Here is a 20,183-nt window from a genome sequence, read left to right on the forward strand (position 1 = left end):
CAACCAGCCTGAACCCTTGCCCTTGCGCGGGGGCAGGGCACACCGACGGGGCCTCCATGGCCCCGTTCTCGCGTTTGCAGGGCAAGCAATCGACTGAAACAAGACGGCCGTAAACGAAACCTGGATGAAACCAGCCAGATCGCACAATGGCCTCGCTTTCTTCACTTTCAGGAGACCTTCATGTCCCGATTCGCTATCCGCTCCAATTTGGCCGTCCTTGCTATCGTCGCCGCGTCGAGCGGTTTCGCGGCTGGCTCCGCAATGGCTGCGCCTCCTCCTCCCGCCGAGGGCGGTCCGGCCGCCATGCACGAAGGCCATCGCGGCGGTGGTTTCCACAAGGGCATGCGTGACGGCCTGCTCATCCCCGGTCTGGGCCCCGTGTCCAAGGCCCAGGTTGCCGAGCTGAAACTCGACGCCAAGCAGGAAGCCCTGTTCAAGACCGCCCAGGAAGGGCAGCGCAGCCTGCACGAAGCGATGCGTGCCGACGGCGGCAAGCGCCATGACCTGCTCAAGTCGCAACTCGACAGCGGCAAGCTCGATCCCCGCGCGCTCGTCGAGCAGTCCGAAAAGCGCCGCGACGCGTTCGGCCCGCAGGCCAAGCAGGTGCGTGACCAATGGCTGGCCGTCTGGGATAGCCTGAACGACACGCAGCGCGGTCAGGTCACCAAGATCGTCAAGGAGCGCGAAGCCCGCATGGCCGAGCGCCACGCCAAGATGGAAGGCCGCCATGGCGACAAGGGCCGTCCCGGCAAGCCGGCTGCCCCCGCCGCTGGCGACGTCCCGCCGCCCGCACCGCCCAAGGCCAACTAAGGCTAGCCAGGGCCAACCAAGGCCAGCGACAGCCAACTCCGACCCCGGCACGCCGCGCGCGTGCCGGGGTTTTTTGTCGTGCCGCCATCCTCAATGGGTTTGCGGCTCCCGATTCCCCGTTTTGACGCATCCGCCCGGGCTGCGCCCCATAACAGGGCACCAGCGTGGTGCATCAACGGGCGCAACCGTGCGCGGCTCGGGCGCTGTCATCGCGCTGTCATCGCGCCGAAACCTGGCATGGACATTGCTTGAGGGAAGGTGAGCCGGCAGTACCCCTGCAGCAAGGCCGGCCAGCCGGATGCGCCATGCGCCGTCCGCTTTTTCGACAATCCGATCAGGACTCTCGCACCATGAAGAAGACGTTGCTAGCCTTGCCTTTTGCGCTTGCTGCTTGTTTTGCAGGGGTGGCGCAAGCCGAACCCACCGATCTGGGGGGCGGCTTCTCGCTCAGCGGTAATGCCACCATCGTCAGCGACTACCGGTTCCGGGGCTATTCCCAGACCGACTTCCGTCCTGCCGTCCAATTGGGGTTCGACCTGAACCACAGCTCGGGCTTCTACCTGGGTAACTGGAACTCCAATGTCTCCAGCTTCGTTTTCACCGACGGCAACCTGGAAATGGACTTCTATGGCGGCTGGAAGGGTGACGTGGGCGGCGGCTTCACGCTGGATGCAGGCGTGCTGCATTACTACTATCCCGGCTCCAGTTCCCCCAAGGGCGGCAACTACAACAACACGGACATTTATCTGGGCGCGTCCTACGGCAACTACAGCCTCAAATATTCGTACACGCCCAGCGACTTTTTCAGCACGCCGGACAGCAAGGGCACCTGGTATCTGGACGGAACGGCCACGTTCGACCTGGGCGACGGCTGGGGACTGCTGGGCCATCTGGGCTACCAGAAACTCAAGAACCAGACCAACATGGACGGCGACTCGATCGGGCACTACGTCGACTACAAGGTGGGCGTGACCAAGGACCTGAAAGGCTGGATCCTCGGCCTGGCGGCCGTCGGCGCCACCAAGGACAACTGGCTGCCCACCAAGTACGGCCACCCGTCGGGCCGCATCGGCGCCGTCTTCTCGGTGGCGCGCTCGTTCTGACGGCGGTAGCGGCGCCCTGAACGGCGCCGCTCCGGCCCCATCAAGGCCGATTTCCGGGATTGCACGAAGTCCTTCTACAATCATGGGTTGCGTGCAATTCTGGACTGCGTGAGATGTCTGACGTTTTGAGTATCGAATCCCTGGACCTGGAAGCCAGGGGGATCGCCCGTCGCGACGGGAAGGTCATTTTCGTGGAAGGCGCCTTGCCGGGCGAACGGGTCACCGCGGTCACGTTGCGCCGCAAGCCTTCCTATGAAACCGCCCGTGTCGACGAGGTGCTGCGCCCCTCATCGCAACGCGTGGAGCCCCGCTGCCCGCATTTTGGCGTCTGTGGCGGCTGTGCAATGCAGCACCTGGAACCCACCACGCAGGTGGCGATCAAGCAGCGCGCGCTCGAAGACACGTTCTGGCATGTCGGTAAGCTGCGCCCGGCGCTGATCCTGCCGCCGCTGCAGGGTCCGACCTGGGGCTACCGTTACCGCGCGCGCCTGTCGGTGCGCGTGGTGCCCAAGAAGGGCGGGGTGCTCGTGGGCTTTCACGAGCGCAAGAGCAGCTTCGTGGCCGACATGCGCGAATGCCATGTGTTGCCGCGCCACGTCAGCAATCTGCTGATCCCGTTGCGCGAAATGATCGCCTCCATGTCCGCGCCCGACCGCATGCCCCAGATCGAGGTGGCGCTTGGCGAAGGCGTGACGGCGCTGGTGCTGCGCCATCTGCTGCCGCTGACCGACGAGGACATTGCCATCCTGCGCGCCTTCGCGGCCAAGCACGACGTGCAATGGTGGCTGCAGTCCAAGGGTCCGGAGACGGTGCACGCGCTGGAGCCCGAGCACAACGACGCGCTTTCCTACACCATGCCGGAATTCGGCCTGCGCATGCCGTACCGGCCCACCGATTTCACGCAGGTCAACCACGCCATCAACCGCGCGATGGTGTCGCGCGCGCTCAAACTCCTGGACGTGCAGCCCACCGACCGCGTGGCCGATCTGTTCTGTGGCCTGGGCAACTTCACGCTGCCGCTCGCCACGCAAGGCCGAGAAGCCGTGGGCGTGGAAGGCAGCAAGGCCCTGACCGACCGCGCCTTCGATGCGGCATCGCGTCACGGCCTGGGCGATCGCACCAGCTTTGCCACGCTGAACCTCTTTGAAGTCGACGCCACCTGGCTGCGCAGCCTGGGCTACTTCGATCGCATGCTGATCGATCCGCCGCGCGAAGGCGCCCACGCGGTGTCGCAAGCGTTGTCCGACCTCACGTACGAAGAGCGTCCGCGCCGCATCGTCTACGTGTCCTGTAATCCCGGCACCTTGGCGCGAGACGCATCCATTCTCGTCCATGAAGGCGGCTACGTGCTCAAGAGCGCGGGCGTGATCAACATGTTCCCGCACACGGGCCATGTCGAATCCATCGCAGTGTTTGAAACGCTGGACGCCGAGGGCGTGCTGGAAGCGAAGGAACGCGCTCGTCAGCGCGCGATCCAGGCAGCGGCCGATGCGGCTGCCGCCGAGGAAGCCAAGCTTGCCGCAGCGGCTGAAAAGGCGGCGGCCAAGCAGGCTGCCACCGAGGCCTACGAGGCCCGCGTCGCCGCCGAGGCGCAGGCAGAACAGTAAACGGCAGCGGCGGGAAAACTCCCGCCGCGTGGCTGTATTGCGAACATTTAGTGCGAGCAGCCCAGGTTCTCAAGAATGGGGCAGTCGGGCCGCTCGTCGCCATGGCAATGCTGCGCCAGATGCTTGAGGGTGGCGGCCATTTCGCGCAGCGCCTCGGCCTTGCGCTCGAGTTCTTCAATGTGTTCCAGCGCAATGCGCTTCACGTCCGCGCTGGCGCGGCTGCGGTCCTGCCAAAGGGCCAGCAGCTCGTTCATCTGCTCCACGGAAAAACCCAGATCGCGCGCGCGGCGCACGAAGCGCAGCGTGTGCACGTCATGCTCGCTGTAGACCCGGTAGCCGGAATCCGTGCGCACGGCCGGGCCGATCAGGCCGATGCTCTCGTAATAGCGGATCATCTTGGCCGAGATGCCGGATTCCTTGGCGGCTTGTCCGATGTTCATGCTTGCCTCCCGCGGGGACGGAATGCCTTCAGGCGCAGCGCATTGCCCAGCACGAAGACGCTGGACAGCGCCATGGCCCCGGCTGCAAAGATCGGCGACAGCGACAGGCCGAAGGCCGGATACAGCGCGCCCGCGGCCAGCGGAATCAGCGCCGCGTTGTAGGCGAACGCCCAGAACAGGTTTTGCCGGATGTTGGCCAGCGTGGCGCGGCTGAGCGCGATGGCGTTGGGCACCCCGTGCAGGTCGTCGGCCATCAGCACGACGGACGCCGCCTCGATCGCGACGTCCGTGCCGGTGCCGATGGCGATGCCGGTGTCTGCCGCAGCCAGCGCGGGCGCATCGTTGATGCCGTCGCCCACGAACGCCACCTTGCGGCCGCCTTCGCGCAGCGTGGCGATCGCCTGAACCTTGCCGTCCGGCAGCACCTCGGCGCGCACTTCGTCAATGCCCAACTGGCGCGCGACCGCCTGGGCGGTGTGGCGGTTGTCGCCCGTGATCATCGCGGTCTTCAGGCCTTGCGCGTGCAGTGCGGCAATGGCGGATACGGCCGAGGGTTTGACCGGGTCCGTCACGGCCATCATGGCGGCCGCCTGGCCGTCGATGGCGACGTAGATCGGCGTCTTGCCTTCGTTGCCCCAGTCGGCGGCACGCGCGCCGAATGCGCTGACGTCGACGCCGCGCTCGGCCATCAGGCGCGCCGCGCCCGCCAGCACCGTGCGGCCCGCCACCGTGGCTTCGACGCCCGCGCCGGTGATCGCGGCAAAGCCTTCGGCCGCCAGCAGTTCGATCTTGCGTTCCGCGGCCGCGGCCACGATGGCCAGCGCGATCGGATGCTCGGAGCGCGCCTGCACCGAGGCCACCCACTGCAACACCTGTTGCGCATCCTGGCCCGGCGACGGCGCCAGTTCGGTCAGCGTGGGCTTGCCCAACGTCAGCGTGCCTGTCTTGTCGAAGGCCACCACATTGACGTCGCGCAGCGTCTGCAACGCATCGCCCTGACGGAACAGCACGCCCATCTCGGCGGCGCGCCCCGTGCCCACCATGATCGACGTGGGCGTGGCCAGCCCCATGGCGCACGGGCAGGCAATGATCAGCACGGCCACCGCGTTGACCAGCGCATGCGAGAGCGCCGGTTCGGGGCCCAGGAAGAACCACGTCAGGAAGGTGAGCAGGGCGGCCGCCATGACCGCCGGAACGAACCAGGCGGTCACCTGGTCCACCATCGCCTGGATCGGCAGCCGCGCACCCTGGGCCGCTTCGACCATGCGGATGATCCGGGCCAGCATGGTGTCCGCGCCGGTGTGCGTGACGCGCAACGTAAAGCTGCCCGATGTATTCAGCGTCCCGCCGGTGGCCTGCATGCCCGGCTGCTTTTCCACCGGCACCGGCTCGCCCGTCAACATGGATTCGTCGACATACGAGCTGCCTTCGATGATGTCGCCGTCCAGCGGAATCTTCTCGCCTGGCCGCACCATCACGATGTCGCCGGTGCGCACGCGTTCGATCTCGATGTCCTGCGCCTGGCCGTCCCGCAGCACGCGCGCCGTGCGCGGCTGCAGCCCGATCAGCCGCTTGATGGCCGCGCCGGTCTTGCCCTTGGCGCGCGCTTCCAGCATGCGACCCAGCAGGATCAGCGTGACAATGACCGCGGCAGCTTCGAAGTAGACGTTGCGCGCCGCATCCGGCAGCAAGCCCGGCGCAAAGGTGGCGACGACCGAATAGCCCCAGGCCGCGCCCGCGCCCAACGCCACCAGCGAATTCATTTCGGGCGCGCGGCGCCACAACGCCACAAGGCCCTTGGTGAAGAACTGCCGTCCCGGCCACACCAGCACGGCGGTAGTCAGCACGAACTGCAGCAGCCAACTGTTTTGCCGCCCGATCGTGTCCAACACCCAGTGGTGCATGGCGGGAATCAGGTGCGATCCCATTTCCAGCGCAAACACCGGCAACGTCAGGACCAACGCGGCGATGAATGCGCCTTGCAGGCGATGCGCCTCGGCGTCGCGCGCTTGCGACTGCCGTTCGGCATGGTCGTCCTGGGCGGCGATCGGACGCGCCTCGTAGCCCATCTTGCCGACGGCGGCGACCAATGCCTGCGGCTCGGCGGCAGCCGGATCGAACGAGACCAGGGCGCGCTCAGTCGCAAGGTTGACTTGCGCTTGCGCAACGCCGGGAACATTCGTCAGGGCTTTTTCCACGCGCTTGACGCATGATGCGCAGGTCATGCCTTCGATGGCGAGTTCCAATTCGGAAAATGAGGACGAGCGTGCTGCGTGCATGACTATCTCGGTCTGGATGGGAACGCCCAGTTTCATCCTTCCCATTATGGGAAGGTCAAGCGCCATTCTACGCTTGACCTTGACATGATGGGAACGTTTAACCTGCCCGACATGGTGGCACAAGCGCCGCCCGTCAACCTTCTGGAGAAAACCATGAGCTTCGCTTTCCAAGTGCCCGACATGACCTGCGGCCATTGCGTCAAGACGATTACCGGCGCCGTCAATCAAGCCGTCCCCAGTGCCGTCGTCGCCGTGGATCTTCCCGCGCATCTCGTCACCGTCACGGGCACCGACCAGGCCGAAAAGGTCGAAGCCGCCATCCGTGAGGCGGGGTACGAGCCGGCTCGCGTTTGAAGACACGCACCCTGTAGTGTGATAGCTTCAATCTTTCGATATTAATTGAGTTATCGGCGTAAACTATCAATCAATTAAATTAATTAAATTGGATTGTTTGATAGATGAGATTTATGATTCTTTTCATGGCGGGCCAGAAACCCGCCACTTAAGTTAGCAAACCAAGGAGAGAATCGAATGCTGCAAAACCGCGAAGGCCAACGTGTTCCGAATGTGACGTTCCCCGTTCGTGAGGACAACACGTGGAAGAAGGTCACGACCGACGATCTGTTCAAGAACAAGACGGTCGTGGTCTTCTCGCTTCCCGGCGCTTTCACGCCGACCTGCTCGTCCACCCACCTGCCGCGCTACAACGAACTGGCTCCCGCGTTCTTCGCCGCCGGCGTCGATAGCGTCGTCTGCGTGTCGGTCAACGACACCTTCGTCATGAACGAATGGGCCAAGGACCAGGAATCGGCCAACATCACGCTGCTGCCCGACGGCAACGGCGCCTTCACCGAAGGCATGGGCATGCTCGTCGACAAGAGCGACCTTGGCTTCGGCAAGCGTAGCTGGCGCTATTCCATGCTGGTCAAGGACGGTGTCGTCGAAAAGATGTTCATCGAGCCGGAAAAGGAAGGTGATCCGTTTGAAGTGTCGGACGCCGACACCATGCTGGCCCACTTCGCGCCGTCGGCCAAGAAGCCGGACCAGGTGGTCGTGTTCTCCAAGCCGGGTTGCCCGTTCTGCGTCGAAGCCAAGGCGCTGCTGGACAGCAAGGGCTACGCCCCGATCGAGATCCCGCTGGAAAACAAGGTCCGCGGCCGCGTGATCGGCGCAGTGTCCGGCAAGGGCACCGCTCCGCAGGTGTTCATCAACGGCGCCCTGATCGGTGGCCTGGAAGACCTGAAGGCGCACTTCGCCTGATACACCGGCGAGACGGCCGGGCAGGGGGCATGGCCTCCGCCCGGTCACCCGCACGCGCGGCGGTTGATTCCGCACTGCCCGTCGCGCTTCCCGGCGCATGGGCCGGCAGCGTCGCTGCCGCGCCATTCCCGCAAGTTTCCCTTCTTTTGCGCCCTTGTGCGGGCGCCGTGCGTCCGCAATCAGGACGCGGGACGGCGTTCGCCCCGAGGGCACGCAACAAGGCGGAATTTGCCTTCACATTCTGATCATTACGCGACAACGGGGGACTCCCAATCATGAAGACGCTGCATACCGACATTGCTGTCATCGGCGCCGGCACCGCAGGCCTGGCCGCTTATCGCGCCGCGAAGGCCGCGGGCAAGCGCGCGCTGCTTATCGAAGGCGGCCCTTATGGCACGACCTGCGCCCGGGTTGGCTGCATGCCGTCCAAGCTGTTGATCGCGGCGGCCGAGGCGGCCCACGCGGCGGCGCATACCGATGCGTTCGGCGTGCACGTCGGCGGAGAGATCACCGTCGACGGCGCCGAGGTCATGGACCGGGTCAAGCGCGAGCGCGACCGTTTCGTGGGCTTCGTGGTCGAGGGCGTGGAGAACATTCCTGCCGAAGACAAGGTGCGCGGCTATGCGAAATTCGTGTCCGACACCGTGCTGCGCGTGGACGACCACACCGAAATCCAGGCGTCGCGAGTCGTGATCGCCACCGGCTCGCGCCCGTCCGTGCCGCCGCCTTTGCGCGCGCTGGGCGATCGCCTCGTCGTGAACGATGACGTGTTCGCGTGGGACGACCTGCCGAACCGTGTCGCGGTCTTTGGTCCGGGCGTGATCGGGCTGGAACTGGGCCAGGCGCTCGCCCGCCTGGGCGTGGAAGTGCGCGTGTTCGGCATGAGCGGCAGCCTGGGCGGGATCAGCGATCCGCAGGTGCGGCAGACGGCCCGCAAGATCTTCCAGCGCGAGTTCTACTTGGACACGGACGCCCGCGTCCTGGAGACGAGCCGCGTCGGCGACGAGGTGGAGGTGCGTTACGTGGCGCTGGACAACAGCGAGCGCACCGAGCGCTTCGACTATGCGCTGGTCGCCACGGGCCGCCGCGCCAACGTCGATGGCCTGGGGCTGGAAAACACGTCGCTGGCGCTGAACGCGCAAGGCGTGCCGCAATTTGACCGGCTGACGATGCAGGCGGGCAACTCGCCCATCTTCATCGCTGGCGACGCCAACGCTGACGCGCCGCTCTTGCACGAGGCCGCCGACGAAGGCCGCATTGCCGGCGAAAACGCGGCGCGCTTTCCCGAGGTGCGCCAGGGCCTGCGGCGTGCGCCGCTGGGCGTGGTGTTTTCGGATCCGCAGATCGCGCTGGTCGGCGCCGGCCACGCGAAGCTGGTGCCCGGCACGTTCGTCACCGGTGCGGTCGATTTCAGCGACCAGGGCCGTTCGCGCGTCATGCTCAAGAACCGCGGCATGCTGCACGTGTACGCCGACATCGAATCGGGCCGCTTTGTGGGCGCCGAGATGATCGGTCCCAGCGCCGAGCACATCGGTCACCTGCTGGCCTGGGCCGTGCAGCAGGAACTCACGGTGGCGCGCATGCTGGAAATGCCGTTCTACCACCCCGTGATCGAAGAAGGTCTGCGCACCGCGCTGCGTGACGCCGCCTCGAAGCTGGCGCTGGCGCAAGAAGCCCTGCGCCAGGCCGACGTCGAAACGGTCTGAGCGCCGCAAACGTAGACGGGGCCGCGAACGCAAAAAAGGGCCGCGCCATGAAGGCGCGGCCCTTTGTCGTCTGCGCGGCGGCATTGCCCCGTTGCAGCGTGCCGCTTCAGTCGTCCGACTGTTTCTTCGGAACCGGGAACGGATTCTCGCGATACTGCAGTGTGAAGCCGGCCCGCTCGTCCTGCCCCAATTCGCGGGCCAGATACGGCATGGCCTGTTTCAGCGCGTCGTGCAGCGTCCAGGGCGGATTGATGAGGAACATGCCGCTGCCGTGCAGGCCATAACCGTCGATGGTCGCCTTTTTGACCGTCAGGGTGGCATGCAGCCAGCTCTTGACCTTCAGGTTCTCGAAATGGCGCGCCATCTCGCTGGCCTCGCGCCGTTGCACCAGCGGATACCAGATGGCATAGGTGCCGGTGGCAAAGCGCTTGATGCACTCCTTCACCGTGAGGAGCGTGCGGCGGTAGTCGTGCTTGTCTTCATACGACGGGTCGATCAGCACCATGCCGCGCCGCGTGGGCGGCGGCAGCAGCGCCTTGACGCCCTCGAAGCCGTCGTCGCCGTAGATCGTGGTCTGGCGCTGCGCGGCGCGGCCCTGGTGTTCCAGGTTGCCCACCAGCGTGTCGATTTCGGTGGGGTGCATCTCGAACAGGCGCAGGCGGTCGGACGGGCGCAACGCGTCCAGTGTCAGCCAGGGCGAGCCGGGATAGCGGCGCAGCCGGCCGTTGGTGTTGTAGTCGCGGATGCGCGCGACGTAATCGGCCAGCAGCGGCGGCAAGTCCTTCGCTTCCCACAGACGGCCGATGCCGTCCGCGAACTCGGACGTCTTGGCTGCCCAATCGCTGTCCAGGCTGTACAGGCCGGCGCCCGCGTGGGTGTCGATGACCCAGTACGGGGCGTCTTTCTTGTTGAAGTAGTCCAGGGTATGGACCAGGATGGCGTGCTTGAGCACGTCGGCATGGTTGCCGGCGTGAAAGGCGTGGCGGTAGCTGAACACGGGGCTTTCTGCCTCAGGCGGCGGGCCGGATGGCGGCCAGCTCGTCAGTGAAAATGCCGTCGATGCCCCAGTCGAGCAGCAGGCGCGCGCGCTCGGGGTCATTGACGGTCCAGGCCGCGATCCGGTAGCCGGCGGCGTGCACGGCGTCGATCAGTTCGCGGGTGGCGTCCTTCTGGTTGATGTTGAGCGCCACGCACTCGTATTTGGCAAGGCGATCGCGCCAGTCGGCGGGCACCTTTTCCACCAGCAGCGCGCGCGGCAGTTCGGGCGCGGCCTGGCGGGCGGCCTCCAGGGCTTCCTCGGCAAACGAGGACAGCAGCGGCGCCGTGCCGGCGCCTTGCCACAGTTCGCGGGCCGCCAGGGCGACGGCGCGGCCGGTTTCGGCTTCGCGGCCGGGGCAGGGCTTGATCTCGACGTTGCTGGCGATGCCGTTGGCCACCGTATAGCGCGCGACGGCGGCAAAGGTGGGGAGCGGTTCGCCGGCGTAGGCCGCCGAATGCCAGCTTCCAAAATCAAGCTGGGCCAGCTCGGCGTAGGTTTTGGCGGCTGCGGGGCCTTTGCCGTTGGAGGTGCGGTCGACGTCGTCGTCGTGCATCAGCACCAGCACGTTGTCGCTGCTGAGCTTCACGTCGTATTCGAACATGGTGAAGCCGTGTTCGGCGCCGACGCGCATGGCGGCCAGCGTGTTCTCCGGGGCCAGACGGCCGCCGCCGCGGTGCGCGATGGTGCGGGAGTACGGCCAGGAGGGAAGGTTTGCGGTCATTTGGTGCTGCTTTGGGGTTCTTTTGAGACAGGTTGCAAGGATACCTTGTTCTGCGAGACGTCCATGATCATGCGCGTGGCCAGATACAGGCGCGGCACGATGCTGTTGACCAGGATGTATTCGGCATCATTCGAATGCGCGCCGAATCCGCTCAAGCCCATGCCCTCGATGACGGGGCCGCGGGCCTTGAGCGCCGCGAAGGCGGCATCCGTGCCGCCGCCGCTGGCCCGGTCCACCACCTTCAGCGGCAGGTCGAGCTCCTGGTAGATCTTCACGCCGTGCTGGGCGAGGGCGCGCGACGCCGCGGTCGCTTCCAGCGGCGGGCGGCGGACCTCGAATTTCACGCTGACCTTGGATTCGGGCAGCAGCTTCTTCTGGACGCGTTCCTCCAGGGTGCGCGACAGGGCGTCGAAGTCGGACACGCGCAGGGCGCGGGCGTCGCCCTGGGCTGTGGCCAGTCCCGGGATGACGTTGCGGTTGGTGCCTGCCTGGGCGACGGTCCAGTTCAGCTTCAGCCCCTCGTCGGGCTTGGAGAGATCGTCAAGCTGCAAGAGCTGGTGCGACAGCTCGTAGAGCGCGTTGACGCCACCCTCTGGCCGGGCGCCCGCGTGCGAGGTCTTGCCTTGCACGGTCAGGTACGCCGCGCCGATGCCGCTGGTGGCCAGCGTCAGGCGCGGTTCCATGCCGCCGCCCTCGAACGAAAAGACTGCATCCTGGTCGGCGCCCAGGCGGGTGATCGTGCTGCGAGCTCCCGGCGAGCTGATCTCTTCGTCCCCGTTGATCAGCACGGTCAGCGTGCCGTAGTCGGAAAACTTCAGTGTTTTCAGAAGCGCGATGGTGTGCAGGATGGCCGCCACGCCGTGCTTGTCGTCCGCGATTCCAAGGCCGTAAGCCTTGTCGCCATCGATCCGGAACGGCTGGTCCTTCAGCATGCCGTTGCGGTACACGGTGTCCATGTGGGCGATCAGCATGATCTTCTTGGTGCCGCCGCCCTTGAATTGCGCATGGACCATCGGCCCGACCTTCTCGGGGGTGTCGTCAAGCCGGAAGACGTCGGCCGGCGCAATGATCTCGACGGTGCCGCCTAGTTCCTTGAGCCGGTCGCGGATCAGTTCGGCGATGCGTTCGACGCCCTCGACGTCCTTGCTGCCCGATTCGATGTTCACCAGATCGCGCATCGTATCGAGCATTGCCTGCTGCTGGCCCTTGGCCGCGTCCAGCACGTTGGTCACGGGCGCGGCCGGCGCGGCGTGGGCGAAGCCCAGAATCGCCAGGGCGGCGCAGGATTTCAGAAGAGGCAGGCGGTAAGGCATGAACGGCATCGTGGGGGACCTTTTTTGCGCGCGGGAAGGGGGATCCGGCCTGGCGCCGGCCGGGGCGGGGCGGGCTCCGTCGTGCGGGCTAACCCCAGGCCACGATACGAGGGCGGCGCAGGGGCGGTAATGGGAGTTTCCCGGGTTGACGGCGCGGGCCGTCCGTGGGGACGGATGGTCCGCCAGACGCTGCATTGCCCGGTGATTGGCGCCATGGCCGCGCGATGAATGAGAAATGGTAAAATCCGCCCGCTGAACCCGGTTTCAACCGGTATGGGAATAGAGGCGAATCGATTTCGCCTTTTTTTATGCGTTTTCGTGCGGCCCCGGGCGTCTACCCCCGGAGCGCGGCAACAGGGATTCCATGTTCGAATTTATTCGCAGCCATCGGCGCTGGATGCAGTTCATCCTGCTGATCTTGATCGTGCCTTCCTTCTTTCTGGTCGGGATTCAAGGCTATGACAGCTTCATGAGCCGGGAGCCCGAGCTGGCGACGGTGGCTGGCCAGCCGATTTCCCGCGCCGAGTTTGACCAGGCGCACCGTAACCAGCTAGACCAGTTCCGCCAGCGCCTGGGCGCCCAGTTCGATCCGGCTGTGATCGATACGCCCGCGCTGCGTGAAGGCCTGCTGAACCAGCTCATCAACCAGCGCCTGCTTGCCAATGTGGCCGCCGACAACCGTTTCTCGGTGTCCGACGAGACGCTGCGCAACACGATCGCCGCCATCCCTGAAGTCCAGGACAACGGCCGCTTCTCGCCCGAGCGCTATCGCCAAGTGCTGGCCGCGCAGGGCATGTCGCCGACGTCGTTCGAAGCCGGCCTGCGCCGTGACCTCGCCATCGCCCGCGTCCTCGAGCCCGTCGGCCAGTCGGCCCGCGCGCCCGCCGAAGTCGTGGCTGCCGTCGATTCGGCGCTGACGCAGGCCCGCACGGTTCAACTGCGCAACTTCTCCGCAGCCGACTTCCGTTCGCAGGTCACCGTCACGCCGGCCGACATCCAGGCCTGGTACGACGCCAACAAGCAGCAACTGCAGGTGCCGGAACAGGTCCAGGTCCAATACCTGGTGCTTGACGAAGCCGCCGCGACGCAAGGCGTGCAGGTCAAGGACGAAGACCTGGCTGCGTATTACGAACAGAACAAGAACCGCTTCGGCCAGCCCGAGCGCCGCCGTGCCAGCCACATCTTCTTCGAGCTGCCGTCGGGCGCGGAAGATGCTCGCAAGGCCGCGCGCGCCAAGGCGGAAGACGTCGCCAAGCAGGCCGCAGCCGATCCTGCCAAGTTCGCGGAACTGGCCGCCCAGAATTCGCAGGACTCGGGGTCGGCCGCCAAGGGCGGCGACCTGGGCTGGATTGCCCCGGGCGCCCAGGCGGGCCCGCTGGACAAGGCCATCTTCGGCCTCGCCCAGAATCAGGTGTCCGGCGTGGTCGAAAGCCCGTTCGGCCTGCATATCCTGAAGGTCACTGAAATCAGCCCGGCCGCCATCAAGCCGCTGGCTGAGGTCAAGGACCAGATCACCGCCGAAGTCCGCAAGCAGATCGCCGCGCAACGCTTCTCTGAAATGGCCAGCCAACTGAACAAGCAGGTCTACGACCAGCGCGACAGCCTGCAACCGGCCGCCGACGCCGTCGGCCTGAAGCTGCGCACCGCCTCCGGCGTGACCCGCGAGGGCCTGCTGCCTGCCGACAAGGCCGGCCCGGGTTCCGCCGCCGACAGCCCGGACGCCGCGCTGCTCGACAACCCGCGTGTGCGCCAAGTGCTGTTCTCGCCCGACGTGCTGCGCGAAAAGCAGAACTCCGGTGTGATCGAACTGTCGCCCGACACGATGGTGGCCGTTCGCGTGGCCGCCGTCGAGCCGGCGCATGTGCCGCCGCTGGACAAGGTCAGCGAAGTCATCCGCGGCAAGCTGCTCGACGAGCGCTCGGCCGAAGCCGCCAAGAAGGCCGGTGAGGCGGCGCTGGCTGCCAACAAGGCCAATCCCGCCGCCACTGAAGGCTTCGGACCCGCCATCACCGTGACGCGCCAGAATCCGCAAGACCTGTCGCGCCAGGTGCTGGACGCCGTGATGCGCCTGCCCTCGGCCGCGCTGCCCGCGTTCACGGGTGTGCAATCCGGCGTGGACTACACGCTGGTGCGTCTGGAAAAGGTGGAAGCCGGCAAGGCGGAAGCCGCCGACAAGGAGCGCCTGGCGCAGCAACTGGCGGGCGCCTGGGGCCAAGCCGAAAACGAGGCCTTGATCCGCATGCTGCGCGAGCAGTACGAGGTGAATGTCACGCCTGCCGCCGCCGATGTCATCCGCGGCGACCAGGCCCAGGCCGCGGGCTGATCGCCTTAGGAACCCCTCAGTTCAACATGGGCCGCAGCGCCGGCCACACGTTGTCCAGCAATTGAGGCTGGGCATCCTCGTTAGGGTGGATGCCGTCAGCCTGAAACATCGCCCGGTTCGTTGCGATACCTTCCATCAGGAAGGGCACGAGCCGGGCGTTTTCGTTTTTGGCGACATTGGAAAACACCGCGGCAAAGCGTTGGGCGTAGTCCCGGCCGTAGTTGGGCGGAATCTGCATCCCGACGATCAGCACGTCGGCATCGGCCTTGCGCGCCGCCTGGGTCATGGTCCGCAGGTTCTGTTCGGTCATGTTCAGGGGCAGGCCGCGCAGGGCGTCATTGGCGCCCAGTTCCAGCACCACGACGGCCGGCGCGTGCTGGCGCAGCAGAGCGGGCAGGCGGGCAACACCGCCGCTGGTCGTATCGCCGCTGATGCTCGCATTGACGACCTGGAACTTCGGGTATTGTTCGGAGATCCTCGCGGACAGCAGGGGCACCCAGCCCGTGCCGCGCTTGATGCCGTATTCGGCGGACAGGCTGTCGCCCACCACCAATACGGTGCGCGGCGAGGAACCCTGGGCCGCCGCGACGGTCTGAGCGTGGGCGGGCGCGGCCACGGCGGTCGCGAAGGCAGTCACAAGAAGCAGACGGGAAAATAGGCGCATGGATAGCAATAACTCAATCGTGGTGAAAGGGCTGGGCAAGCGGGTGGCCGATGCCGGCGGGTCGCTTTCTATCCTGGAAGGAATTGATTTTACGGTCGCGGCGGGTAGCGCCGTCGCCATCACGGGCAGCTCAGGCTCGGGCAAGTCCACTTTGCTGGGACTGCTGGCCGGTCTGGATGTTCCCAGCGTGGGCAGCGTACACCTTGCGGGCCAGGACTTGTTCGCGCTGGACGAAGACGGCCGCGCGCGCCTGCGGGCCAATCATGTCGGCTTCGTGTTCCAGTCATTCCAGCTGTTGCCAAACCTGACCGCGCTGGAAAACGTGATGCTGCCGCTGGAACTGGCCGGACAGTCCGCGCGCGAGGCCGCGCAGGCCATGCTGGAGCGGGTCGGGCTGGGCGCGCGACTGCACCATTATCCGCGCACGTTGTCGGGCGGCGAACAGCAGCGCGTGTCGCTGGCCCGGGCGTTTGTGGTGCAGCCGGACCTGCTGTTTGCCGATGAACCCACCGGCAGCCTCGACGCCGCAACCGGCGTGACGGTCATCGATCTGATGTTCGACCTGCACCGCGAACACGGTACGACGCTGGTGCTGGTCACGCACGATCCGCAACTGGCGGCGCGTTGCGGGCGGCAACTGGTGTTGGCGGCCGGCCGGATGGTGCCGGACGCCTGAAGCCAATTGCAATTCGCAAATTGCAATTGGCGATTTCGATAGAAAACACCGTTTGTGTCTGCGCAGCGTCACTCGGAAAAAATGCCTGAATTCCGATTGCTGCCGCAAATGCTCGAGAGTAGGCTGATTTGCAAGTCAGTCGGCAGGAACGCCAACGCACACGCCGCGGCTCACGCCTTGCAGTTGGTCGGATGGTGAACTTGGCTCGGCCTTAGCTTTTACGCAGAAGTGCCGCTAATGGAATGAAGAATGCCGTGTCGTTCTATTTCTTCCCAAGCCAAGGAGTTGCCATGTCTGTTCGTGCATCTATCCATGCGTCCTTGTTTGTTGCGTTGCTGGCGCCTGCGGTTGCCAGTGCCAGCGGTGGCATCATCCGCTTTGTCGGGGCCATTGTGGAACCGGCGCTCTGCATGCCGCGCGTGACGCCGGCAAGCGCGGCTGCGCTTCCCCGAGTGGCCTGCGCGCCGGAATTCCGGACGCACGCAGTCGATCCGGCGCTGCGGGTCAAGACCTCGGTGCGGGAAGTGCCTGCGCAAAATACCGAAGAGCCGGCTTCGGGCAAGCGCTATCTGGTGACGCTGGAATACCTGTAGGACTGGCGCTGTCCCAGCGTGCCGGCACAGCATGAACCAGGTAACGCGCGGACGGCCCGGCCGCCGCGCGGTCAGCCCAGGTTGCGGATTTCCACCACGGGATCAACGTCCGCTGCATAATCCACGCCGTCGATTTCAAAGCCGAACAGCCGCAGGAAATCGCGCTTGTAGCCCGCAAAATCCGTCAGCGCATAGAGGCTGCTGGTGTCGACCTGATTCCACAGCGCTTGCACGCGCGCCTGCACCTTCGGATCCAGTTCCTTGTAGTCGGCGCGCAGCCGGCCTTCGTCGTCCAGGATCGGCGTCGGGCCGCACAGGCTGTCGCGATAAAGCCCATATACCTGTTCGATGCAGCCTTCGTGCGTGCCGTCTTCCTTCATGACCTTGAAGAGCAGCGACAGGTACAGCGGCATCATCGGAATGGCCGAGCTGGCCTGCGTCACCACGGCCTTCAGCACCGATACCCGCGCGTCGCCGCCGCGTGCGGCCAGCTTGGCGCGGATGTCCAGTACGCGCTGGTCCAGGTCTTTCTTGGCCGCGCCGATGGAACCGTTCCAGTAGACGTCGTGCGTGATCTTTTCGCCCAGATAGGTGAAGGCGGTGGTGGTGGCGCCGTCGGCCAGCACGCCGGCCTCCAGCAGCGCGTCGATCCACATCTGCCAGTCTTCGCCACCCATCACGGCGACGGTGGCGTCGATCTCGTCCTGCGAGGCGGGCTCAAGCACGCCGTCCTTGATGAGTTCCTTGTCGGTATCCAGGCCACGCAAGGTCACGGACTTGCCGATAGGCTTGAGCGTGGAGGTATAGACCTGGCCTGTCTTCGGGTGCGTGCGGCGCGGGGCGGCGAGGCTGTAGATGACCTGGTCGACCTGGCCCAAATCCGCCTTGATGGCGGCGATGGTCTTTTGCTTGATTTCGTCGGAGAAGGCGTCCCCGTTGATGCTTCTGGCGTACAGCCCTTCGGCTTCGGCGAACTTGTGGAACGCGGCGCTGTTGTACCAGCCCGGCGTGCCCGCCTTGCCGGCGTCGCCCGGCCGTTCGAAGAAGACGCCCAGCGTCTGCGCGCCACAGGCAAAGGCCGCGCTGATTCGCGCGGCCAGTCCATATCCCGTGGACGCGCCCAGGATCAGCACACGCTTGGGGCCCCCGGACACCGGTCCTTGCGCCTTCACGTAGTCGATCTGTTGCTTCACGTTGGCTTCGCAGCCGGCAGGATGGGTGGTGACGCAGATGAAACCGCGCACGCGGGGCTTGATGATCATGGGAGCCTCTTGTTGGGAATACGCCAGGGGCCGATGCCGGAATGGGCATCAGGCGAAGCGCATTGTACGGGAGGCGGCCGGCCCGCAATCGCGGGGCTGCCGCCGTTCAGCGCCGGGCCTACGTGCCGCGGGCAGTCCGCGCCGCAGCGGCGCTTTGCGCGCGGCCGCGCCGCCATTCGATCATGCCGATTCCCACGCCGCTGGCGCAGATGATGGCGATGCCCAGCCAGGTGAGCGGGTCGGGAAAATGGCCCCACACCAGCCAGCCCACCGACGTGGCGCTGATGATCTGCAGGTAGATGAACGGCGCCAGCGTGGATGCCGGCGCGCGGCGGTAGGCGGCGATCTGGAACAGGTGTCCCACGCAGCCCGTGATGCCGGTCGAGATCAGCACGGCCCAGTCGAACGCCGACAAGGCCTGCAGGAAGGGCAGGGCGGGCGGCAGGATGAAGGGCAGGGCAAGGGTCAGGCAGATCGTGCCCACCGCGCCGCTCCAGATCAGCGAGGTGAACGGATCGTCGCCGGCGACGCGGCGCGTGGCGATGAACTGGGCCGTGAAGCAACAGGCCGTCAGCAGGCCGAAGATCGTGCCGACCGGATGCAGGCCGCCGCCGGGGCGGATGACGATCAGCACGCCAACGAAAGCGATGCCGGCCGCGACGAAGCGCGACATGCGCGCGGGTTCCTTCAGGATCCACGGCGCCAGCGACAGCACAAGCAACGGCGCCAGGAAATTGATGGACGTGGCCTCGGCCTGGGGGATGTAGCTCAGTGTCGTGAAGAACATGAGCGTGGCCAGGAACATCGAGCCGCCGCGAATAAGCTGCTCACGCGGCTTGGTGCTGCGCAACACGCGCATGCCGCGCGCGGGCAGCACGAGCGCCAGCACCAGGACCAGGTGGATGGCATAGCGGAACCATGACAGCACCAGCATGGGCACGCCCGCGTCCATGACCCATTTGCCGCTCGCGTCCAGGCACGAGAGGGTCCACATCGACAGCACCAGCAGCAGTACACCGATCATCGGGCCGCGTGCGGCGGACGCGCCGGGGCGCGGGCGACCGTTATCGGCCGGGGACATGGACGGTACTCCTTTCAGCGTGCACGGGGCATGGCGCCTTTGGGGCGATGGGCGGCTGACATGATACGCTCATCGCGCCGGGGGAAAAGGCCAATGATAGAACTACGCAACGTCGAAACATTTTTCTGGGTCGCCACGCTGGGCAGCTTCCGCGCCGCGTCCGACAAACTCAACACCACGCAGCCTGCCGTCTCGCAGCGCATCGCTTCGCTGGAGGCCGACCTGGGGGTCAAGCTGTTCGAGCGTGATGCGCGTGGCGTCAAGCTGACCGCCAAGGGCCACGAACTGCTGTCGCACGCGGAGCGCATGCTGCAGGTGCGGCGCGACATGTTCGAAGCCGCGCGCGAGCAGAACGTCATGTCAGGCACCGTGCGCATCGGCGTGGCCGAGACCATCGTGCAGACCTGGCTGCCCGCGCTCATCGAACTGATCCACGCGACGTATCCCGCGCTGGTGCTGGAAATCGAAGTGGACACGACGCACGTGCTGCGCTCGCATTTGATGTCGCGCCAGATCGATCTGGCCTTCCTGATGGGCCCGGTGCTGGAGGCGCGGGTCGAGAACCTGCCGCTGTGCACCTATCCGCTCGCGTGGGTCGCCAGTCCGCTGCTGGATCTGGGGCCTGAACCCCTGACGCTTGCGACGATCGGCAAGCTGCCGATCATCACATATCCGTCCAACAGTTCGCCTTACCGCATCGTGCGCGACATGTTGACCCGAGCGGGCGTGGCGTCGCCGCGCATGTATGGCAGCGCCTCGATGTCGATGGTGGTGCGCATGACGCAGGACGCCATCGGCACCAGCGTCATCGCGCCCGTGTTTTTGGGCAAGGAGCTGGCGCGGGGCGAGTTGCGCATTCTGCAGGTGCAGGCCGACCCGCTGCCCGAACTGAGCTTTACCGCAACCTGGGTGCAGGGCCCCGACAGTCATGCCGTGCGCGTCATTGCGCAGCTGGCGCAAAAGGTCGCCGCACAGACCTGAACGGCAAAAACTCCCGTAGGTGTTTTCCCGACTCGGTGGCGCCGCCGGGGGCCTTTCAACGTGCCCGAGACGCCAGCCTTCGCGCGTGACAGCTGGCCGCAAAGCCGCGCCGATGCGTCGTTTGCGCGAAATTGCGCTGCAGCGGCCCGCGAGACCCAAAAAATATTTATACCCCCACATCGGAACATACGATTGGACGGTCGCCGCCCCTGACGATGCAATGGCGCTCATAACGGAGTAGCGGCTGGATACACATCCGTGACCACCGATTCCTACAGGCGCGCGACCAGGACAACGGGATCCCGCGCGCGACACACGATCCCGC

Annotated in this window: 18 protein-coding genes; 10 read left to right on the forward strand and 8 right to left on the reverse strand. The window is 65.8% G+C overall.

Annotated features, from left to right (window positions below):
* Positions 1 to 180 precede the first annotated feature (180 nt).
* The 3 genes from ASD71_RS05540 (at position 181) to rlmD (ending at position 3,520) form a co-directional block, all read left to right on the forward strand.
* A complete protein-coding gene (locus tag ASD71_RS05540; RefSeq protein WP_056560842.1) occupies positions 181 to 810 on the forward strand; it encodes a hypothetical protein in 630 nt (209 codons plus the stop codon).
* Positions 811 to 1,160: 350 nt separating this feature from the next.
* Positions 1,161 to 1,913 (forward strand): TorF family putative porin, encoded by a 753-nt coding sequence (locus ASD71_RS05545; protein ID WP_056560845.1) that lies wholly within the window; start codon positions 1,161 to 1,163, stop codon positions 1,911 to 1,913.
* Between the two features lie 113 nt (positions 1,914 to 2,026).
* The gene (gene rlmD / locus ASD71_RS05550; RefSeq protein ID WP_056560848.1) at positions 2,027 to 3,520 is read left to right on the forward strand and encodes a 23S rRNA (uracil(1939)-C(5))-methyltransferase RlmD; all 1,494 of its coding nucleotides are present in this window, start codon (positions 2,027 to 2,029) and stop codon (positions 3,518 to 3,520) included.
* 47 nt (positions 3,521 to 3,567) lie between these two features.
* Here the strand turns inward: rlmD and cueR are convergent, their stop codons facing one another.
* Together cueR and ASD71_RS05560 are read right to left on the reverse strand one after the other, a co-directional pair.
* Positions 3,568 to 3,960 carry a Cu(I)-responsive transcriptional regulator gene (cueR, locus tag ASD71_RS05555; protein WP_056560851.1) on the reverse strand — a complete coding sequence of 131 codons (393 nt, stop codon included), beginning with the start codon at positions 3,958 to 3,960 and terminating at the stop codon, positions 3,568 to 3,570.
* Positions 3,957 to 6,239: a heavy metal translocating P-type ATPase gene (locus ASD71_RS05560; protein WP_056560854.1), complete on the reverse strand. Its 2,283-nt coding sequence runs from the start codon at positions 6,237 to 6,239 to the stop codon at positions 3,957 to 3,959. The genes cueR and ASD71_RS05560 overlap by 4 nt, the downstream gene beginning before the upstream one ends.
* 153 nt (positions 6,240 to 6,392) lie before the next feature.
* Here ASD71_RS05560 and ASD71_RS05565 point away from each other — a divergent pair, with 153 nt between their 5' ends.
* From ASD71_RS05565 to ASD71_RS05575, 3 genes are all read left to right on the forward strand, one after another.
* Positions 6,393 to 6,593, forward strand: coding sequence for a heavy-metal-associated domain-containing protein (locus ASD71_RS05565; protein ID WP_056566446.1), 201 nt, complete (start codon positions 6,393 to 6,395; stop codon positions 6,591 to 6,593).
* A 177-nt stretch (positions 6,594 to 6,770) separates the two neighbouring features.
* The gene (locus tag ASD71_RS05570; RefSeq protein WP_056560857.1) at positions 6,771 to 7,499 is read left to right on the forward strand and encodes a glutathione peroxidase; all 729 of its coding nucleotides are present in this window, start codon (positions 6,771 to 6,773) and stop codon (positions 7,497 to 7,499) included.
* 275 nt (positions 7,500 to 7,774) lie between these two features.
* On the forward strand, positions 7,775 to 9,205 hold the full coding sequence (locus tag ASD71_RS05575) for a dihydrolipoyl dehydrogenase (RefSeq protein WP_056560860.1): 1,431 nt from the start codon (positions 7,775 to 7,777) through the stop codon (positions 9,203 to 9,205).
* Positions 9,206 to 9,311: 106 nt separating this feature from the next.
* On the opposite strand, the gene ASD71_RS05580 is transcribed toward ASD71_RS05575, so the two are convergent.
* From ASD71_RS05580 to ASD71_RS05590, 3 genes are read right to left on the reverse strand one after another with little or no spacing between them, the layout of a single operon-like run.
* Complete coding sequence (locus ASD71_RS05580; RefSeq protein WP_056560863.1) at positions 9,312 to 10,202, reverse strand: 23S rRNA (adenine(2030)-N(6))-methyltransferase RlmJ; 891 nt, start codon at positions 10,200 to 10,202, stop codon at positions 9,312 to 9,314.
* Positions 10,203 to 10,215: 13 nt separating this feature from the next.
* The gene (gene ugpQ, locus ASD71_RS05585; RefSeq protein ID WP_056560866.1) at positions 10,216 to 10,965 is read right to left on the reverse strand and encodes a glycerophosphodiester phosphodiesterase; all 750 of its coding nucleotides are present in this window, start codon (positions 10,963 to 10,965) and stop codon (positions 10,216 to 10,218) included.
* The gene (locus tag ASD71_RS05590) at positions 10,962 to 12,287 is read right to left on the reverse strand and encodes a M20/M25/M40 family metallo-hydrolase (RefSeq protein WP_056560869.1); all 1,326 of its coding nucleotides are present in this window, start codon (positions 12,285 to 12,287) and stop codon (positions 10,962 to 10,964) included. Before ASD71_RS05590 ends, ugpQ begins: the two co-directional genes overlap by 4 nt.
* Before the next feature lie 355 nt (positions 12,288 to 12,642).
* On the opposite strand from ASD71_RS05590, the gene ASD71_RS05595 reads away from it, so the two are divergent.
* Positions 12,643 to 14,601 carry a SurA N-terminal domain-containing protein gene (locus ASD71_RS05595; RefSeq protein ID WP_056560872.1) on the forward strand — a complete coding sequence of 653 codons (1,959 nt, stop codon included), beginning with the start codon at positions 12,643 to 12,645 and terminating at the stop codon, positions 14,599 to 14,601.
* A gap of 16 nt (positions 14,602 to 14,617) precedes the next feature.
* Here the strand turns inward: ASD71_RS05595 and ASD71_RS05600 are convergent, their stop codons facing one another.
* Positions 14,618 to 15,265 carry an arylesterase gene (locus ASD71_RS05600; protein WP_056560875.1) on the reverse strand — a complete coding sequence of 216 codons (648 nt, stop codon included), beginning with the start codon at positions 15,263 to 15,265 and terminating at the stop codon, positions 14,618 to 14,620.
* Here ASD71_RS05600 and ASD71_RS05605 point away from each other — a divergent pair.
* Positions 15,264 to 15,941, forward strand: coding sequence for an ABC transporter ATP-binding protein (locus ASD71_RS05605; RefSeq protein WP_056560880.1), 678 nt, complete (start codon positions 15,264 to 15,266; stop codon positions 15,939 to 15,941). The genes ASD71_RS05600 and ASD71_RS05605 overlap by 2 nt on opposite strands.
* Positions 15,942 to 16,183: 242 nt before the next feature.
* Positions 16,184 to 16,534, forward strand: a complete 351-nt coding sequence (locus ASD71_RS05610) for a hypothetical protein (protein ID WP_156395086.1) — start codon at positions 16,184 to 16,186, stop codon at positions 16,532 to 16,534.
* Positions 16,535 to 16,605: 71 nt separating this feature from the next.
* Here ASD71_RS05610 and fabV read toward each other — a convergent pair whose 3' ends face one another.
* Entirely contained in the window at positions 16,606 to 17,796 is a 1,191-nt protein-coding gene (gene fabV, locus ASD71_RS05615; RefSeq protein WP_056560885.1) for an enoyl-ACP reductase FabV, read from the reverse strand.
* Positions 17,797 to 17,914: 118 nt separating this feature from the next.
* Positions 17,915 to 18,877, reverse strand: coding sequence for a DMT family transporter (locus ASD71_RS05620; RefSeq protein ID WP_056560888.1), 963 nt, complete (start codon positions 18,875 to 18,877; stop codon positions 17,915 to 17,917).
* Positions 18,878 to 18,970: 93 nt separating this feature from the next.
* Here ASD71_RS05620 and ASD71_RS05625 point away from each other — a divergent pair, with 93 nt between their 5' ends.
* Positions 18,971 to 19,858 carry a LysR family transcriptional regulator gene (locus tag ASD71_RS05625; RefSeq protein WP_056560891.1) on the forward strand — a complete coding sequence of 296 codons (888 nt, stop codon included), beginning with the start codon at positions 18,971 to 18,973 and terminating at the stop codon, positions 19,856 to 19,858.
* Positions 19,859 to 20,183: the final 325 nt, after the last annotated feature.

Source organism: Achromobacter sp. Root565 (assembly GCF_001427425.1).
In the GTDB taxonomy this organism is placed as follows: Bacteria; Pseudomonadota; Gammaproteobacteria; order Burkholderiales; family Burkholderiaceae_B; genus Achromobacter; species Achromobacter spanius_D.

Bases quoted from the DNA above. Each gene is read 5' to 3' on its own strand.
- ASD71_RS05565 (WP_056566446.1), top strand. From the start codon at position 6,393: ATGAGCTTCGCTTTCCAAGTGCCCGACATGACCTGCGGCCATTGCGTC.
- ASD71_RS05600 (WP_056560875.1), bottom strand. From the start codon at position 15,265: ATGCGCCTATTTTCCCGTCTGCTTCTTGTGACTGCCTTCGCGACCGCC.
- ASD71_RS05625 (WP_056560891.1), top strand. From the start codon at position 18,971: ATGATAGAACTACGCAACGTCGAAACATTTTTCTGGGTCGCCACGCTG.
- fabV (WP_056560885.1), bottom strand. From the start codon at position 17,796: ATGATCATCAAGCCCCGCGTGCGCGGTTTCATCTGCGTCACCACCCAT.
- ASD71_RS05590 (WP_056560869.1), bottom strand. From the start codon at position 12,287: ATGCCGTTCATGCCTTACCGCCTGCCTCTTCTGAAATCCTGCGCCGCC.
- ASD71_RS05570 (WP_056560857.1), top strand. From the start codon at position 6,771: ATGCTGCAAAACCGCGAAGGCCAACGTGTTCCGAATGTGACGTTCCCC.
- ASD71_RS05605 (WP_056560880.1), top strand. From the start codon at position 15,264: ATGGATAGCAATAACTCAATCGTGGTGAAAGGGCTGGGCAAGCGGGTG.
- ASD71_RS05540 (WP_056560842.1), top strand. From the start codon at position 181: ATGTCCCGATTCGCTATCCGCTCCAATTTGGCCGTCCTTGCTATCGTC.
- ASD71_RS05620 (WP_056560888.1), bottom strand. From the start codon at position 18,877: ATGTCCCCGGCCGATAACGGTCGCCCGCGCCCCGGCGCGTCCGCCGCA.
- ASD71_RS05560 (WP_056560854.1), bottom strand. From the start codon at position 6,239: ATGCACGCAGCACGCTCGTCCTCATTTTCCGAATTGGAACTCGCCATC.
- cueR (WP_056560851.1), bottom strand. From the start codon at position 3,960: ATGAACATCGGACAAGCCGCCAAGGAATCCGGCATCTCGGCCAAGATG.
- ASD71_RS05610 (WP_156395086.1), top strand. From the start codon at position 16,184: ATGAAGAATGCCGTGTCGTTCTATTTCTTCCCAAGCCAAGGAGTTGCC.
- rlmD (WP_056560848.1), top strand. From the start codon at position 2,027: ATGTCTGACGTTTTGAGTATCGAATCCCTGGACCTGGAAGCCAGGGGG.
- ASD71_RS05575 (WP_056560860.1), top strand. From the start codon at position 7,775: ATGAAGACGCTGCATACCGACATTGCTGTCATCGGCGCCGGCACCGCA.
- ugpQ (WP_056560866.1), bottom strand. From the start codon at position 10,965: ATGACCGCAAACCTTCCCTCCTGGCCGTACTCCCGCACCATCGCGCAC.
- ASD71_RS05595 (WP_056560872.1), top strand. From the start codon at position 12,643: ATGTTCGAATTTATTCGCAGCCATCGGCGCTGGATGCAGTTCATCCTG.
- ASD71_RS05545 (WP_056560845.1), top strand. From the start codon at position 1,161: ATGAAGAAGACGTTGCTAGCCTTGCCTTTTGCGCTTGCTGCTTGTTTT.